Below are 15,879 nucleotides of genomic sequence, written 5' to 3' on the forward strand. Positions count from 1 at the left end.
TCGCGCCGGTCGGCGCGTCGGAGGGCCCCCGGCGCCGGGCCCCGGGAGACTGAGGCCATGAGCAAAGCGCCCAAAGCACTTCTCGAAGGCGGTCCGGACGAGCTGCCCGCGCGGATCGTGGAGATCACTCCGCCGGGGATCGAGCTGAAGATTCCGTTCCGGGGTGGGTACGAGCATTTCAAGGCGACGTCCCGGTACGAGGAGACGGGGGAGGGGCGGTTGCCGGTGTACGAGTGGTGGGAGCGGACGGAGATCGCGGAGTAGTTGGCGGGGGTGCCGGGTGCGGCGGGTGCGCCCGCGGCGGGCCTTTTCCCCACCCCGCCCCTTCCCGTAACCGGGGCTCCGCCCCGGACCCCGGTCCTCAAGCGCCGGACGGGCTGAAAATCAGCCCGTCCGGCGCTTGAGGACATTCGGGAAGGGGCGGGTAGGGGACAAGGCCCGCCGCAGGCGCACCCACCCGCACCTACACCCCCACCGGCACCTCCCCCAGCTCCACCCCCCGCAGCTCACGGATCAGCTCCCGCACCGCCCCCACCCGCACCATCTCCGGCGTCGTCACATAGCCGACCCCCCGCGTGGGCCGCCCCTCCCCCAGGTCCGTGATCGTCACCGATCTCGGGGCCGACATGAGGGCGAGCGCGGGCATGATGGCCATGCCCATGCCCTGGGCGACCATCGACAGGACGACGCTGTCGTCCTCCGCGTCGACGGTGACCGGCGGGATCCAGTCCTGGCCAGCCCACCACGCGCGGGTGTACGAACCGCAGTTCTCCATCCAGTCGATCAGCGGCAGGGTGCGCGGCGCCGGGTGGCCCACGGGGTGGACCAGGAAGTACGGCTCCGTGACGACCGTCGCCGACAGCAGGCCGCGCGGGAGCGGGTCGGTGCCGCCCAGCGTGGCGATGCCGAGGTCGGCGCGGCCGTCGGCGACCTCACCCGCCGTACCCCGGCCCAGTTCGCGGACGATCCGCACCTCGGGGGCGATCCCCGGGTGGCGGGCGGTGAGCCGGGCCAGCGCGGCGGGCAGCAGATGGGCGGCGGCGCTGCGGAAGGCGGCGATCCGGACCGGGCCGTCGACGGTCTCCGCGGTCCGGCCCGCGCCCCGGACCTCCGCCGCCATCGTCTCCAGCAGGCGCAGGACGCGGCGGGCGTGGCCGGCGGCCCGGGTCCCGGCGGGTGTGGGACGGGCACCGTGGCGGCCGCGGTCGAAGAGGACGGCGCCGAGCTTCCGTTCACCGCTGCGCACGGCGTGCGAGACCGCCGACTGGGTCAGCCCGAGCCGGGCCGCGGCGGCCGTGAAGCCGCCCTCCTCCTCGACGGCGACGAGGACACGCAGTTCGGGGACGGTGAGTCCGGGTTCGCTCATCCGGTGAACCTACGTCCATGAACACGGTTCATGGAAGGGCCCGGTCCATCGACGGCGAGGGCTGGGACGGCCCCCGTCCCGCTCCCTACGGTGGGCCCATGACCAGCACCTTTCGCGCAGTTCAGCAGATCTCCCGCCCGCACGGCATGCCGGTGCCCGGCGACTTCGCCTTCGTCGAGGGGCCGGTGCCGGAGGTCGTGCCCGGCACCGCCCTCGTGGAGAACCTCTATCTGTCCGTCGACCCGTACATGCGGGAGGCGATGGACGCGGAGTGGGAGCTGGGGCGCCCGCTGGAGGGCCGCTCGATCGGCCGCGTCGTCGCGTCCCGCGACCCGGGGCTCGCGGTCGGCGACCTCGTCTTCCACCGGGCGGGGTGGCGTACGCACGCGCTGGTGAGCGCGGCGGAGGGGGCGCGGGTGCTGCCCCGGCACGCGGGGGTGCCGGTCAGCTCGTACCTCGGGCTGCTCGGCGGTACGGGCCTGAGCGCGTACGTCGCCCTCACCCGGATCGCCCGGCTCCAGCCCGGCGAGACGGTCTTCATCTCGGCCGCGGCGGGCGGCGTGGGCAGCGCGGCCGGCCGGCTGGCCAGGCTGCTGGGCGCGGGGCGGGTGATCGGCAGCGCGGGTTCGCCCGCGAAGGTCGCGCACCTCACCGGCCCGCTGGGCTTCGACGCCGCCTTCGACTACCACGACGGCCCGGTCGGCGAGCAGCTCGCGAAGGCCGCCCCGGACGGCATCGACGTCTATGTGGACAACGTCGGGGGCGGGCACCTGGAGGGCGCGATCTCGGCCATGCGCGACCACGGGCGGATCGCCTGGTGCGGCGCGGTCGCCCAGTACAACAGCGCGGAGCCGCCGCCGGCGCCGCGCAACCTCTACGACATCGTCGAGAAGAGCATCCGCCTGGAGGGCTTCCTCGTCCGCAAGCACGGTGACGCGCAGGCCGAACTGGAGGACTTCCTGGTCCCGCACCTCCAGGCGGGCCGGGTGGCGCAGGACGAGACGGTCGTCGAGGGGTTCGACGGCGTGGTGGACGCCTTCCTGGGCGTGCTGCGGGGCCGCAACACCGGGAAGATGCTGGTCAAGGTCGGGGACTGAGGGGGCCCGGGCCGCTACGCGTCCGTCATCCGCGGCATCTCCCCTTCCGTCTTCGACATGTCGATCACGGAGAACGCCGCCCCTTGGGGGTCGTGCAGCGCCGCGAACCGGCCGAACGGGGTGCTCATCGGCCCGAACTTCAGCTCTCCGCCGCCCTTCGTCGCCTTCTCCACGGCGGCGTCGCAGTCCGCGACGGCGAAGTAGATGTTGATGAACGGCGGTATCTCGGGCGGGAATTCCTCCGTCATCGCCATCCGGCCCAGGACGGTGTCGTCACCCTGGTTGAAGACCTTGAAGTCGATGCCGGGGTCCTCCATGCGCTGGGTGCGGTACGGGAAGACGGCCGGGAAGAAGGTGTCGGCCTTCCCGGGCTGCCGGGTGAACACCTCGGCCCAGCAGAAGGATCCGGTCTCGCCCCGCTTCTCGAAGCCCTCGTGGGTGCCCGCCTGCCAGACGCCGAAGGTCACCCCGCCGGGGTCCTTCGCGAGCACCATCGAGCCGAAGTCGCCGACCCGCATCGGCCCCATCACCACCTCGCCGCCGTTGTCACCGATCTTCTTGGCGGTGGCGGCGGCGTCCGGCGAGGCGAGGTACAGGCACCAGGCCGACACGGGGTCCGCCTGGCCCGGCATCGGCGGCACCACCGCGGCCACCGCTTTGCCGTCCGAGTACGCCTGCGTGTAATTGCCGAACTCCGCCGAGCTCTCGGCGAAAGTCCAGCCCAGCAGATCGCCGTAGAAGCTTTTCGCGCCTTCCACGTCCGTGAACATCGCGTCGGCCCAGCACGGCGTGCCTTCCGATAGCGCGGCCATGGTCCTGACTCCCTTCGTAAGAGGTTGAACAGTCCCGTTTTCCACGCTAGTGAGTCGGCCGGGAGTGCGCACGGCAGGGAGCCGGTGGCGCCGCTTTCCCGCCACTCCCCCGCCGGCCGGCTCCTCCTTGTCCCCTTCGGGCCCTCGCCTCCCCCGCGCTTCCCCCTCACTCCCGCTGGTTTCCCCCTGTTTCACCGGTGAGGCGCCGATTGCGGGGTATGGACCGCGCCCGGGCCGGTAGGCGGCACAGTTCCGCGTGCTGCTGAATTGTCTTCTATTCACTGCGTTCGTACGCGAATAAGGGCGCCTACAGTGACCGATATCCGCGCCATCCCCCATGTTTATCGCGGCAGTTGGCCGTGAGGAGTTCCCAGACGGCGGCCCCGTACGGCACGATGACGGCATGGCCACGGCTCCGCCGCACGTCGGCGCGCTGCGAGCCCGCCTTTTCGCGGCGGGCTCCTGGTGGCTTTCCTGGTCGGGGCTGCTGCTCCTCGCGCTGCTCTACAGCCACGGGATGATGACGGAAGGCACATCGGCCCACCCGGTGCACCCGGCGCTGACGCAGATGTCCGCCGCCGCGCATTCCACCGCCGGCCACGGCAGCGGCCTTCCGGCGGCCTCCGCGACAAAACCCGCGACGGACCCCGCTCCTGGTTCCGTTCCGGGTTCCGCTCCGGGTTCCGTATCCGGTGCCGGACCGGGTTCCGCATCCGGCGCCCAGGACCTCGCGGCCGGGCCCCGGCCCGGCCCGCTGTCCGCCGGGCAGGGCGCCTCGCCCGCCCCGCACAACGGCCATGACGTCTCCCACGCCGCCCAGGACTGCCTGTCCGGCGCCGTGAAGGACGCCACGGACCTGCCCGCCCTGTGCGCGGCGCCCGACAGGGCCGCGCCGCCCTCGTACGTCCCCGGCTGGGCCGTCGTGCGGCTCACCGCGCACGCGGCCGGGCCCCTGCCGCCGTCGGCCCCGCCGACGCTGCGGATCTAGGCCGCGGCTCCCCCCACCCCGTACCGCAGGGGCCGCACCCGCCACCGATCGGCACCTTGCCGACCGTCCCCGGGACCCGTACGCCGGTACGCCGCCACGTCCGCACACCGGACGCCGGTACGCCCGTACGCGCCCGTGCCCGTCCGCGCGCCCCGCGAGCCCGCACGCCGTTCCTCCGCGCCGGGCCGCTCCCGCACGCGCGACCACCCCGTACTCCCGCGCCCCCGCCCCGCCGGCGGGCCGGCGCGGGAGCTCCCCCACCCCTGAGAGGGATCTCCCCATGCCTCCCGTGCCTCCCGTCCCCGCCGCGCCGTCCCCCGGCCCCGGCCGCCCCAGCCTGTCCGGGCTGGTGGGCGACACCCCCGTCCTGCGGATCTCCGAACCCCTCTGCCCTCCCGGGCGCGGCTTCTGGGCCAAGCTGGAGGGGTTCAACCCCGGCGGCATCAAGGACCGGCCGGGGCTCCACATGGTCGAGCGGGCCCGCGCCCGCGGCGACCTGCTGCCCGGCGACATGGTCATCGAGTCCACCAGCGGGACGCTCGGGCTCGGCCTGGCGCTGGCCGGCATGGTGCACGGGCACCCCGTCACGCTGGTCACCGACCCCGGCCTGGAGCCGTCCATGATCCGGCTGCTGACCGCCTACGGGGCGCGGGTCGACATCGTCCGCGAGCCGCACCCCGCCGGCGGCTGGCAGCAGGCGCGCCGCGACCGTGTGGCGGCGCTGCGGGACGCGCACCCCGGTGCCTGGGTCCCGGACCAGTACAACAACCCGGACAACGTCGCCGCGTACACCCCGCTCGCCCTCGAACTGGCCGGGCAGCTCCAGCACATCGACGTCCTCGTGTGCAGCGTGGGGACCGGCGGGCACTCCGCGGGGTCTCCCGGGTGCTGCGGCAGCTCCACCCCGAGCTGCGGCTGGTCGGCGTGGACACCATCGGCTCCACGATCTTCGGGCAGCCCGCCCGCACCCGGCTGATGCGTGGCCTCGGGTCGAGCATCTACCCGCGCAACGTCGCCTACGACAGCTTCGACGAGGTGCACTGGGTCGCCCCGGCCGAGGCCGTCTGGACCTGCCGGCGGCTGGCCGCCTCCCACTACGCCAGCGGCGGGTGGAGCGTCGGCGCCGTCGCGCTGGTCGCCGCGTGGCTGGCCCGCACGCTGCCCCGGGACACCCGGATCGCCGCGATCTTCCCCGACGGCCCGCAGCGCTATCTGACGACGGTGTTCGACGACGACTACTGCGCCGCGCACGGCCTGTGCGAGGGGCCGCCGGCCGCCGAGCCCGAGGTCGTGGGCCGGCCCGACGAGAAGGAGGTCACGCGCTGGACCCGGTGCGCGCGGGTCGTCGACCCGATGGTCGCGCGCCGGGCGGCGGGCCCGGCGGCCGTACCGGCGGAGGCGGCCGCGGCCCCCACCTCGTCCTCCGCCGGGGCGCCCGCCCCCACGCTCGTACCCGCCCCCGCTCCCGCCACCGAGGGCGGTCCGCGGTGAGGCCGGGTCCCGGCCCGCTGGCCCAGGCCCGCTCCTTCGGCACCGTCACCCAGCTCCTGATGGTGAATCAGTTCACCATCAACCTGGGCTTCTACATGCTCATGCCCTACCTCGCCCAGCACCTCTCGGGGAGTCTGGGCATGGCCGCGTGGACCGTCGGACTGGTCCTGGGCGTACGGAACTTCAGCCAGCAGGGCATGTTCTTCGTCGGCGGCACCCTCGCCGACCGGTTCGGCTACAAGCCCCTCATCGTCTCGGGGCTGGTGCTGCGTGTCGCCGGCTTCGCCGTCCTCGGGCTCGTCGACACCCTGCCCGCGCTGCTGGCGGCCTCGGCGGCCACCGGGCTCGCGGGCGCGCTGTTCAACCCCGCCGTACGGGCGTACCTGGCGCAGGACGCCGGGGAGCGGCGGGTGGAGGCGTTCGCGCTGTTCAACGTCTTCTACCAGGCGGGGATCCTGCTCGGCCCGCTCGTCGGCGTCCTGCTCACCGGGGTGAGCTTCCGGCTGACCTGCCTGGTCGCCGCGGCCGTCTTCGCCGTCCTGTCGGCGGTGCAGCTGCGCGCCCTGCCCGCGGCCGCGTCCCCGGCGGCGGCCCCCGGGGAGTCCGTCGCCTCGGTGCTGGCGCAGTGGCGCACGGTCGTCGCCAACCGGGCCTTCCTGCTGTTCTCCCTCGCGATGATCGGCTCGTACGCCCTGTCGTTCCAGGTCTACCTGGCGCTCCCGCTGGAGGTCCGCCGGGTGGCGGGCGACGAGGGCACCGGCACCGTCGGCGTGGGGCTGCTGTTCGCCGCCTCCGGGCTGGCCACGGTCGTGGGGCAGACGCGGCTGACGGCCTGGTGCCGGCGGCGGCTGGGCGCCGGGCCGGCGCTCGTCGCCGGGCTGGCGGCGCTCGGGGCGGCCTTCCTGCCCCCGCTGGCCGCCACGGCGGCGCCGGTGCCGGACGGCGGGCCCGCGCTCTGGGCGCTGGCCGTCCTGCCGCCGCTGGCCTCCGCGCTGCTGCTGGCGCTGGGCACGATGCTCGCGTACCCCTTCGAGATGGACACGATCGTCGCCCTGGCCGGGAACCGCTACGTGGCCACCCACTACGGCCTCTACAACACCATCTGCGGCATCGGCATCACCCTCGGCAACCTCCTCACGGGCGCCGCCCTGGACGCCGCGCGCTCCGCCGGGGCGCCCGCCCTGCCGTGGATCGCGCTCACGGCCGTGGGCGGCGGCTGCGCCGTGGCCGTCCTCGCCCTGCACCGCACCGGCCGGCTGACGGGCACGCCCTTGGCCCGGCCTGCAGCGGGGTGAGAAGGACGAGGCGGTGGTCGCCCTCGGGTGCCGGCGGGACCCGGCGGCCGAGGGCGACCGGACCGGGTACGGCATCGGGCCACGCCCGCCGCCGTGCCGCCCATTAGACTCACGGGGTGGAGAGCGAGAAGTGGCAGCAGAAGCAGGTCGCCCTGCGGGTGCTGGTCTACGTCTTCGTCACCCACCTCTTCGCGGGCTTCATCTGGCTACTGTTCTACCTCGGCGGCCACGCCGACAAGTGAGCCGGACAGCGCCGCCGCGGGCATCACCGTCACCGCCGCCCGGTGCGCGCTCGGGCTCGTACCGCGCACGCGCTTGAAGGCGGCGCTGAAGCCGAAGGCGTCCGCGTACCCGACCCGCCGGGCCACCCCCGCGATCGTCGCGCCCGGCTCGGCCAGCAGGTCCGCCGCCAGCGCCATCCGCCACTCCGTGAGGTACGCCAGCGGGGGCTCGGCCAGCAGGTCGTTGAAGCGCTTGGCGAACGTGGAGCGGGAGACCCCGGCCTCCGCGGCCAGCGAGGCGAGGGTCCAGGGCCGGCCCGGCTCGTCGTGCATGGCCCGCAGCGCGGGGCCCACGGCGTCGTCGCCGAGCGCCCGGTACCAGGCGGGGCGCGCGGCCTCCGGGCGGTCGAACCAGTCCCGCAGGGTGCACACCAGCAGCCAGTCCAGCAGCCGGTCCACCACGATCTGCCGCCCCGGGCGGACGGCGGCCAACTGGGCCTCCAGATAGGCGCGCATCCCCGAGCAGTCCTCGTCGTCCGGCACGACGACGACCGGCGGCAGCACCCGCAGCAGCCGGCGCGGCACCTCGCCCCGCACCCGGTACGCGCCCGCCATCAGGACCGTACGGCCGTCCGTCGACCCGTCGCCGCCCTCAGGGGCGCCCGGCTCGCCGCACCGGATCTCCCGCGTCAGCCCCGGCCGGGGGGCCGACGCCGGGTCGTCGGTGAACACGAACGGCTCGGGGCCGCGCACGATCGCCCCGTCCCCCACCCGGATCCGGCGCGGCTCCCCGCCACCGCCCGGGACGATCCACCCCTCGCCGCGCAGCGGCACGCACAGCGTCAGATAGGCGTCGCCGGTGAAGCGCAGCGCCCACGGCGGGGACAGCACCGAGCCGCCGAACAGGGCGCCGTTGGCGCGCACACCTCGCAACAGATCGTCGAACGGGTCCATGGCCTCACGATATGCGGCCGGGCCGAAGGCCGTTCGTACGGACGCACATGGCCGCCGGACGGACGTCCATGGTGCGCGGGCTCCGCACGGGGTTGGCTGGAACACATGACGACGACGAAGAACACAGCGGACAAGACGGCCTCCAAGAACTCCGAGGTCTCCACGGGCTCCACGGGCTCCACGGGCTCCACGGGCTCCACGGGCTCCACGGAAACGGTCCTGGTGCTCGGCGCGACCGGGAAGACGGGCCGCCGCCTGGTGCGCCGGCTGCGCGCGGACGGCGTGCCCGTACGGGCCGCTTCCCGCTCCGGCGAGGTGCGCTTCGACTGGGCGGAACCGGCCACCTGGGCGGACGCGTTGACGGGCGCGACGGCGGCCTACGTCATCGCCTCCGACGAACACCCGGACGCCGTGGGCCCCTTCGTCGAGCAGGCCGTGGCCGCCGGCGTCGGCCGCTTCGTGGTCCTGTCCGGGCGCGGCATCGACCTCGTGGGCCCGGACTTCGGGCAGGGCATGGCCGCCGCGGAGCGCGCCGTACGCGAGTCCGGCGCCCGGTGGTCGGTCATCCGCCCCAACAACTTCGCCCAGAACTTCGACGAGGACCTCTGGCGCGAGCCGCTCCGCGACGGCCGCCTCGCCCTGCCCATCGGCGACGTCCACGAGCCCTTCGTCGACGCCGACGACGTCGCGGAGGTCGCGGCGGCCCTGCTCACCCAGGACGGGCACGACGGGCAGGTGTACGAGCTGTCGGGCCCGCGCGGCCTGTCCTTCCGCGAGGCGGCCGAGCAGATCGCGCGCGCCGCGGGCCACCCGATCACGTACGTGGAACTGACCCCGGAGGAGTACGAGGCGGACCTGCGGGCCTCCGGCTGGCCGGAAGCGGCGGTGAAGGCGTTCAGCGCGCTGTTCGCGCTGCATCGCACGGGGGTGACGGCCGCGCCGGTGGACGGGGTGCGGCGGGTGCTGGGGCGCGAGGCGGCGTCGTTCGAGGCGTATGTGGAGCGGGGGGTTGGGGCGGGGGCTTGGTCCTGACGGGGGTGGGGGCCGGCGGGTGGGTGCGGCGGCGGGTGCGGGTGGGGGTGGGTGCGGCGGGTGCGCCTGCGGCGGGCCTTTTCCCCACCCCGCCCCTTCCCGAACCGGGGCTCCGCCCCGGACCCCGGTCCTCAAACTCCCCCAGCTACCGCTGGGAGGTGCCCCCAGACGGGCTGATTTGTTGCCCGGAACCGGGGGTCCGGGGGCTTGCCCCCGGTTCCGGGAAGGGGCGGGGCGGGGAAAAAGGCCCGCCGCAGGCGCAACCCCGCCCCCGACCCCCACCCCGCACCCACCAAGACGTGCCGCCCCCGCCCCCAGGGCTGATCATCGAAAGATGGACGACACCCTTCACCTCGCGCAGCAGCCCGACGCCGACGCCCTCCTCACCCGCAGCCCCCTCGCCACCCTCACCGGCATGCTCCTCGACCAGCAGATCCCCATGGAGTGGGCCTTCTCCGGCCCGTACACGATCGCGACGCGGATGGGCCACGACGACCTGGACGCCCACGAGATCGCCGCGTACGACCCCGAGGCGTTCGCCGCGCTGCTGTCGGAGAAGCCGGCCGTGCACCGCTACCCGGGGTCGATGGCCAAGCGGGTCCAGCAGCTGTGCCAGTACCTCGTGGAGCACTACGACGGGGACGCGAGCGCGGTGTGGCGTGACGTGGACAGCGGGAAGGAGCTCCTGGGGCGGCTGAAGGCGCTGCCCGGGTTCGGTGAGCAGAAGGCCCGGATCTTCCTGGCGCTGCTGGGCAAGCGGCTGGGGGTGCGCCCGGAGGGCTGGCGGGAGGCGGCGGGGGCGTACGGCGAGGAGGGGTCGTACCGCTCGGTCGCGGACATCACCGGGCCCGGGTCGCTCACCAAGGTGCGGGCGCACAAGCAGGAGATGAAGCGGGCGGCGAAGGCGGCCAAGGAGGCCGGGGGCGCCAAGGGGTGAGCCCCCGCCGGGCGTCAGCGGACGAGGCGGGTGACCGCGCGCAGCTCCGGGGCCCGCTCACGCAGCCGGGCCAGGAGGTCCTCGGCCGCCGCGTCGAGCGCGTCGAGCGGCATGGGGTCGAGCCGTTCGAGGAGGAACAGCGCGCGGGTCGTGGTCTCCGTGATCCGGGTCCGCACGCACTGGCGGTGGTTCCAGCGGCGGCAGGTGACGCCGAGGTCGTCGCACCAGACGACCTCGCCGGGCTCGGGGTGCTCCACGGCCGGCTCGCCGCTCGCGGCGGTGTCGAAGCGCTCGTCGCCCACGGCCCGGACCAGGCGCGGGGCGCCCGCGTACGCGTCGAGGTCCTCGCCGCCGACCGGGAGACGGTGGGCGACGGAGACGGCGTTGTAGGCGTCGACGAGGAGGTTGACCTCGGGCAGGCCGGCGGCGGCCCGGCGGGCGAGGGCCTCGGCGCTGTTGCGGGTGCGGCCAGGTCTGGCGCCGAACGCGGTGTACGCCTGCCGCCAGGCGGCGATGTGCGGCTCGGCGGTCACGTCGAGCCCGGCGGCGCCGTCCGCGGCCTCCTTGAGCAGGCCGCGCGACCAGGCGTCGGTCGGGCCCGTCGGCAGCCCGTCCGCGGCGATCACCAGGACGGCGAGGTCGGGCCGCAGCGCGCGCACGGCCTCGTCGACCCGCACGCTCCCGGCCACCGCGTCGAGATCCATGGTCATGGGGGCACCCGCTTTCCGGAACACGTTCACTTCAGATCAGTCGCTTTGATGAAATCGACGGTAGCATCGAATGACCGTGGCCGGGGAAAAGCCCTCCGAGGCGGCTTCGCGCGGCTTCGTTGCGTAGCGTCTCCTCGACGCGCGTCTCCACCGGACGCGTCTTCACGAGCACGAGCGGCAGGGCGGACGGCAGGGATGAGCGACAGCACGGCGGACGACCGACCGGGTGACGAGCGGGCCCCGGGGCGGCCCGGCGACGACCGGACCGTGATGGAGGCGGTCGCCGCCCGCGCCCGCGCGCTCCGTAAGGAGCGCGGCTGGAGCCTGGACGCCCTGGCCGCCCGGGCGCGCGTCAGCAAGGGCATGCTCGTCGCCCTGGAGAACGGGCGTTCCAACCCCAACCTCGCCACCCTGATCCGGCTCTGCGACGCCTTCGCCGTGCCGCTCACGGACCTGCTCCAGCAGCCCGCGACGCCGCTCCTGGCGCCGTCGCCGCCCGAGGAGCAGCCGGTGCTGTGGACCGGCCCGGACGGCGGCACGGGCAGGCTGCTGACCGGCGCCGCCCAGCCCGTCGGCGCCGAGCTGTGGCACTGGCGGCTCGCGCCCGGCGAGGAGCACCACAGCGAGGCCCACCTCGCGGGGACGGTCGAGCTCCTGCACGTGCTGAGCGGGACCCTCACCGTCACGGTCGGCGGGCAGGAGACCGTACTGCCGGAGGGGCACGGGCTGCGCATGGCGGGCGACCACCCGCACGGCTACGCCAACCGCACCGGCGAGGAGGTCGTCTACACGGGCGTCGTGCTCGTACCCTGACCCCCGCCCCGATCGTTCGCCCCGGTCTCAGCGGCGGCGCCGGCGGGTCGTGCCGAAGAGCGAACGGGTGATCTCCCGGCCGATCTGGGTGCCGACCGAGCGGGCGAGGGACTTGAACACACCGCTGCCGACGACCTGTTCGACGAGCGAGGGTTCCGGCCGCTTCGCCTCCGGCCGCCTCGCGGGCTCCTCCGGCGGCGCTTCGGCCGGAGCCGCCCCGGCCGCCGCCGTGAGTTTCTCGTACGCCGATTCGCGGTCCACAGCCTGTGCATAACGTCCGTACGGTTCCGACGCCCGGACCGCGCCCTCCAGCGCCGCCGCGTCCACCGGCCCCATCAGCGACCGCGGCGCCCGCAGCCGGGTCGCCGCGACCGGCGTCGGCGCGCCCTTCTCGCTCAGCACCGTGACCACCGCCTCGCCCGTGCCGAGCCCGGTGAGCACCTCCTCCAGGTCGTACGGCGAGACCGGGAACGTCGACACCGTCGCCTTGAGCGCCTTCGCGTCGTCCGGCGTGAAGGCCCGCAGCGCGTGCTGCACCCGGCTGCCGAGCTGGCCCAGCACATCGGCGGGCACGTCGCGCGGCGACTGCGTGACGAAGAAGATCCCGACGCCCTTCGAACGGATCAGCCGCACCGTCTGCGTGATCGACTCCAGGAACGCCTTGGACGCGCCCTTGAAGAGCAGGTGCGCCTCGTCGAAGAAGAACACCAGCTTGGGCCGGTCCAGGTCGCCGACCTCGGGCAGCCCCTGGAAGAGGTCGGCGAGCAGCCACATCAGGAACGTCGAGAACAGCTGCGGTCGGTCCTGGACGGCCGGGAGTTCGAGCACCGAGACGGTGCCGCGCCCGTCCGGCGCGGTGCGCAGCAGCTCCGCCGTGTCGAACGCGGGCTCGCCGAAGAACGGCCCCGCGCCCTGCTGTTCGAAGGCGGTGAGCGCGCGCAGGATGACGCCCGCGGTCTGCGAGGACAGCCCGCCGATGCCCTTCAGCTCCGGCCTGCCCTCGTCCGACGTCAGGAAGGCGACGACGGCCCGCAGGTCCTTGAGGTCGATCAGCTCCAGGCCCTTGCCGTCCGCGTAGTGGAAGATCAGGCCGAGCGACTGCTCCTGCGTCGGGTTGAGCCCCAGGACCTTGGCCAGGAGCACGGGCCCGAAGTCGGTGACCGTCGCGCGCAGCGGTACGCCCGTACCGATGCCGCCGAGCGCGTAGAACTCCGTGGGGAAGCCGGCCGGTGACCAGTCCTGCCCCACCTCCGCGGCCCGCTGCCGGACCTTGTCGCCCTCGGCGCCGGGGGCCGAGATCCCGGAGACGTCGCCCTTGATGTCGGCCAGGAAGACGGGAACACCCTGGTCGGACAGCTGTTCGGCGAGCAGTTGGAGGGTCTTGGTCTTGCCCGTGCCCGTGGCGCCCGCGACGAGGCCGTGGCGGTTGAGCACGGCGAGCGGCACCCGCACCGGGACGTCGGGCCGGCAGCCCAGGCCCGTGCCGTCCGGCCAGAGCAGGGCGCCCAGATCGAGCGCGGGTCCCTCGAACACGTAGCCCTCGGCGATGCGTGTGACGGAATCGGCGCCGGAAGGGGCCGGGGAAGAAGGGCTGCGGCTCATGCATCACTCCCGGTATGCGGCTGATTGTCACCTTCGCACTCCCGTGCCGTGGCTGCGCTCGGAGCCGGTTGCCCGGTAGGCTTTCCGTGTGATCTTCAAGCGCATCGGAAACGGGCGGCCGTACCCCGACCACGGCCGGGAGAGCACCCGGCAGTGGGCGGACGTCGCCCCCCGCCCGGTGCGGCTCGACCAGTTGGTGACCACCAAGCAGCAGCTCGACCTCGAGACCCTGCTGGCCGAGGACTCGACGTTCTACGGCGATCTGTTCGCCCACGTCGTGAAGTGGCAGGGCGACCTCTATCTGGAGGACGGCCTGCACCGCGCGGTGCGCGCCGCGCTCCAGCAGCGCCAGGTGCTGCACGCCCGCGTGCTCGAACTGGGCTGATTTCGAACGGGCCCCAGGCCCTCGAACAGGCTGCCGCCGGAGGGTTTCCGGCCGTTGTTCGGCCTTTCGGGTTGGGGCGCGCGCAACCCATTGATCATTTAGTAGGCAGCGGCCCCACCCCGCACTACGCTGCGCCCATGAGCATGCTCACCCCTCCCGGCATGGGTGGAAAGTACCGCATCACGGGCCGTCGGTTCCCGCACATGCGCCGCCCCAGAAACCGCCGCCGGATCGTGCTCGCCGTGGCCGCCGCGGCCACGGCGCTCGCGCTGGCCGGATGGGGCACGCTCCAGCTCGTCGACGTCTTCTCGGGCGGCAGCGCCGACGAGACGACGCAGGCGGCGCACGGCAAGGGAACGCAGGGCACGAAGAGCGGCAAGGAAGGCAAGGAAGACTGCAAGGCCGTGCCCAGGGCACTGCCGAAGCCCGACGAGATCACCGTCAACGTCTACAACGCCACACCACGCGGCGGGCTCGCCAAGGCCACCGCCGACGAGCTCCGCAAGCGCGGCTTCAAGGTCGGCAAGTGGGAGAACGCCCCCGCCCTCTACGACCGTAAGGTCGAGGGCACGGGGCTGCTGCTGGGCGCCCCGGAGGCCGTCGACGGGGCGCTGAAGGTGCTCGGCACACAGCTCGCCGGCACCCAGGTCAAGAACGATCAGCGGACGAACGGCGAGGTCGATCTGATCATCGGCGCGCAGTTCAAGGAGCTCACGCCGCGGCAGGATGCCGACCGGGCACTGACGGCGCTGGGCGGGCAGCCGAAGCCGATGGAGACCCCGGCGAAGTGCTGAAGCACGGGGCGCGGAGCACGTGACCCCGCGCGCCCGGCCGCACACGCGCGTACGGACCGGCGGTAGGCCGGCCCGTACGCGCTTCGCGCTGTGCTGGTGGTGCGGCGGGTGGGTCAGCCCGCGGTGCCGTACATGCGGTCGCCCGCGTCGCCGAGGCCCGGGACGATGTAGCCGTCCTCGTTGAGGCGCTCGTCCACGGAGGCGGTGACCACGGTCACCGGCGCGCCCGCGAGCTCGCGCTCCATGATCTCGACGCCCTCGGGGCGGCCAGCAGGGTGATCGCCGTGACGTCGTCCGCGCCGCGCTCGATCAGCTCGTTGATCGCCGCGACCAGGGTGCCGCCGGTGGCGAGCATCGGGTCCAGGACGTAGACCTGGCGGCCCGAGAGGTCCTCCGGCATGCGCGTCGCGTAGGTCTCCGCCTTGAGGGTCTCCTCGTTGCGGATCATGCCCAGGAAGCCCACCTCGGCGGTCGGCAGCAGCCGGACCATGCCGTCGAGCATGCCGAGGCCGGCGCGCAGGATCGGCACCACCAGGGGGCGGGGGTGGGACAGCTTCACGCCGGTGGTCGCCGTGACCGGGGACTCGATGGCCACCTCCTCGGTGCGCACGTCGCGCGTGGCCTCGTAGGCGAGCAGGGTGACCAGCTCGTCGGCGAGACGCCGGAAGGTGGGGGAGTCGGTGCGCTTGTCGCGCAGGGTGGTGAGCTTGTGCGCCACCAGGGGGTGGTCGACGACGTGGATCCGCATGACACCGACATTAACCGAGCTTTCGGGCACCAGCTCCCGCGCGGTCGGCACCGGCGCCTCCCATGGGGAGCCGATGAACGTTCAAAGTCTCCGACAGGTCTGTCGCCGCACTGGCATCAAACCACCACTTAGGGGGAAAGTGGGCACGTACGCCCGGTCTGTCTCGCCGGGCGAGGACCTCGGCGCGAGGTGGTGCTGCCCATGGCTGACCGAGAGACCCACGAGAATCCCGACGCGGCGGACCGGGCGGGCCCGGCGGATCCGCCCCCGGGCGCCGCGGGAGGCGCCGCGGGAGACGCTCCCGGGCGCGAGAGCGACACGGAGCGCAGACGCAGACGGGCCCAGTTCCTCCGCGAGCTGAACGAGGCCAAGGAGCTCCGGGAGCGGGTGCAGCCCCGCCGGGCCCGGGCCGCGCGGATGCGCCAGCAGATGCGGATGCGGACCTTCCGGTGGTGATCCGGGGGTGGTCCGGCGGTGATCCGGGGTGGTCCGGGGGTGACACGCCCGTCCCGATGTCGTCCGTAAGGCCCCCACGTGAGGCACATCTCTTCGGACTGCTGCACGACGCAGCGCGGAAGACCTCTCGCAACGGCCCGCTTTCTGCCACGATTCCGAGTGGGCGGGGTGGTCCCCG

General features: G+C 73.9%; 16 protein-coding genes and 2 pseudogenes. 12 read left to right on the forward strand and 6 right to left on the reverse strand.

Annotation, left to right across the window (positions count from 1 at the left end):
- Nucleotides 1–57 precede the first annotated feature (57 nt).
- A complete protein-coding gene (locus SMD11_RS15735) occupies nucleotides 58–264 on the forward strand; it encodes a DUF5988 family protein (RefSeq protein WP_087927060.1) in 207 nt (68 codons plus the stop codon).
- A gap of 199 nt (nucleotides 265–463) precedes the next feature.
- Here the strand turns inward: SMD11_RS15735 and SMD11_RS15740 are convergent, their stop codons facing one another.
- Nucleotides 464–1,366 (reverse strand): LysR family transcriptional regulator, encoded by a 903-nt coding sequence (locus SMD11_RS15740; RefSeq protein ID WP_087927061.1) that lies wholly within the window; start codon nucleotides 1,364–1,366, stop codon nucleotides 464–466.
- 98 nt (nucleotides 1,367–1,464) lie between these two features.
- Between SMD11_RS15740 and SMD11_RS15745 the strand changes: the two genes are divergently transcribed.
- Nucleotides 1,465–2,463: an NADP-dependent oxidoreductase gene (locus tag SMD11_RS15745; RefSeq protein WP_087927062.1), complete on the forward strand. Its 999-nt coding sequence runs from the start codon at nucleotides 1,465–1,467 to the stop codon at nucleotides 2,461–2,463.
- 14 nt (nucleotides 2,464–2,477) lie between these two features.
- Here the strand turns inward: SMD11_RS15745 and SMD11_RS15750 are convergent, their stop codons facing one another.
- Entirely contained in the window at nucleotides 2,478–3,275 is a 798-nt protein-coding gene (locus SMD11_RS15750; RefSeq protein WP_087927063.1) for a VOC family protein, read from the reverse strand.
- Nucleotides 3,276–3,678: 403 nt separating this feature from the next.
- On the opposite strand from SMD11_RS15750, the gene SMD11_RS15755 reads away from it, so the two are divergent.
- The 4 genes and pseudogenes from SMD11_RS15755 to SMD11_RS36420 all read left to right on the forward strand — a co-directional run bounded on the left by SMD11_RS15755 (nucleotide 3,679) and on the right by SMD11_RS36420 (nucleotide 7,291).
- Nucleotides 3,679–4,263: a hypothetical protein gene (locus SMD11_RS15755; RefSeq protein WP_087927064.1), complete on the forward strand. Its 585-nt coding sequence runs from the start codon at nucleotides 3,679–3,681 to the stop codon at nucleotides 4,261–4,263.
- 280 nt (nucleotides 4,264–4,543) lie between these two features.
- Nucleotides 4,544–5,754 (forward strand): annotated as a pseudogene (locus SMD11_RS15760) (PLP-dependent cysteine synthase family protein).
- Between the two features lie 59 nt (nucleotides 5,755–5,813).
- Complete coding sequence (locus SMD11_RS15765) at nucleotides 5,814–7,049, forward strand: MFS transporter (protein WP_087930533.1); 1,236 nt, start codon at nucleotides 5,814–5,816, stop codon at nucleotides 7,047–7,049.
- Nucleotides 7,050–7,165: 116 nt separating this feature from the next.
- On the forward strand, nucleotides 7,166–7,291 hold the full coding sequence (locus SMD11_RS36420) for a DUF6126 family protein (RefSeq protein ID WP_232390383.1): 126 nt from the start codon (nucleotides 7,166–7,168) through the stop codon (nucleotides 7,289–7,291).
- Here SMD11_RS36420 and SMD11_RS15770 read toward each other — a convergent pair.
- Nucleotides 7,256–8,224 (reverse strand): AraC family transcriptional regulator, encoded by a 969-nt coding sequence (locus SMD11_RS15770; RefSeq protein WP_087927065.1) that lies wholly within the window; start codon nucleotides 8,222–8,224, stop codon nucleotides 7,256–7,258. The two genes, SMD11_RS36420 and SMD11_RS15770, sit on opposite strands and share 36 nt — an antisense overlap.
- Nucleotides 8,225–8,329: 105 nt before the next feature.
- On the opposite strand from SMD11_RS15770, the gene SMD11_RS15775 reads away from it, so the two are divergent.
- Together SMD11_RS15775 and SMD11_RS15780 are read left to right on the forward strand one after the other, a co-directional pair.
- Complete coding sequence (locus SMD11_RS15775) at nucleotides 8,330–9,256, forward strand: NAD(P)H-binding protein (protein ID WP_087927066.1); 927 nt, start codon at nucleotides 8,330–8,332, stop codon at nucleotides 9,254–9,256.
- A 334-nt stretch (nucleotides 9,257–9,590) separates the two neighbouring features.
- Entirely contained in the window at nucleotides 9,591–10,193 is a 603-nt protein-coding gene (locus SMD11_RS15780) for an HhH-GPD-type base excision DNA repair protein (protein WP_087927067.1), read from the forward strand.
- Nucleotides 10,194–10,207: 14 nt separating this feature from the next.
- On the opposite strand, the gene SMD11_RS15785 is transcribed toward SMD11_RS15780, so the two are convergent.
- A complete protein-coding gene (locus tag SMD11_RS15785) occupies nucleotides 10,208–10,903 on the reverse strand; it encodes a B3/4 domain-containing protein (protein ID WP_199843891.1) in 696 nt (231 codons plus the stop codon).
- A 195-nt stretch (nucleotides 10,904–11,098) separates the two neighbouring features.
- Here SMD11_RS15785 and SMD11_RS15790 point away from each other — a divergent pair, with 195 nt between their 5' ends.
- Entirely contained in the window at nucleotides 11,099–11,716 is a 618-nt protein-coding gene (locus SMD11_RS15790) for a helix-turn-helix domain-containing protein (protein WP_087927068.1), read from the forward strand.
- Between the two features lie 27 nt (nucleotides 11,717–11,743).
- Here SMD11_RS15790 and SMD11_RS15795 read toward each other — a convergent pair whose 3' ends face one another.
- Nucleotides 11,744–13,318 (reverse strand): helicase HerA-like domain-containing protein, encoded by a 1,575-nt coding sequence (locus tag SMD11_RS15795; protein WP_087927069.1) that lies wholly within the window; start codon nucleotides 13,316–13,318, stop codon nucleotides 11,744–11,746.
- Between the two features lie 88 nt (nucleotides 13,319–13,406).
- On the opposite strand from SMD11_RS15795, the gene SMD11_RS15800 reads away from it, so the two are divergent.
- Together SMD11_RS15800 and SMD11_RS15805 are read left to right on the forward strand one after the other, a co-directional pair.
- A complete protein-coding gene (locus SMD11_RS15800; RefSeq protein WP_003986294.1) occupies nucleotides 13,407–13,703 on the forward strand; it encodes a type II toxin-antitoxin system VapB family antitoxin in 297 nt (98 codons plus the stop codon).
- Nucleotides 13,704–13,840: 137 nt separating this feature from the next.
- Nucleotides 13,841–14,497: a LytR C-terminal domain-containing protein gene (locus tag SMD11_RS15805; RefSeq protein ID WP_087927070.1), complete on the forward strand. Its 657-nt coding sequence runs from the start codon at nucleotides 13,841–13,843 to the stop codon at nucleotides 14,495–14,497.
- Between the two features lie 113 nt (nucleotides 14,498–14,610).
- On the opposite strand, the pseudogene upp reads toward SMD11_RS15805, so the two are convergent.
- A pseudogene (gene upp / locus SMD11_RS15810) lies at nucleotides 14,611–15,245 on the reverse strand (uracil phosphoribosyltransferase).
- A 201-nt stretch (nucleotides 15,246–15,446) separates the two neighbouring features.
- Between upp and SMD11_RS15815 the strand changes: the two are divergent.
- On the forward strand, nucleotides 15,447–15,701 hold the full coding sequence (locus tag SMD11_RS15815; protein ID WP_087930535.1) for a hypothetical protein: 255 nt from the start codon (nucleotides 15,447–15,449) through the stop codon (nucleotides 15,699–15,701).
- Nucleotides 15,702–15,879 lie beyond the last annotated feature (178 nt).

The sequence above is a fragment of the Streptomyces albireticuli genome (genome assembly GCF_002192455.1).
GTDB lineage: Bacteria > Actinomycetota > Actinomycetes > Streptomycetales > Streptomycetaceae > Streptomyces > Streptomyces albireticuli_B.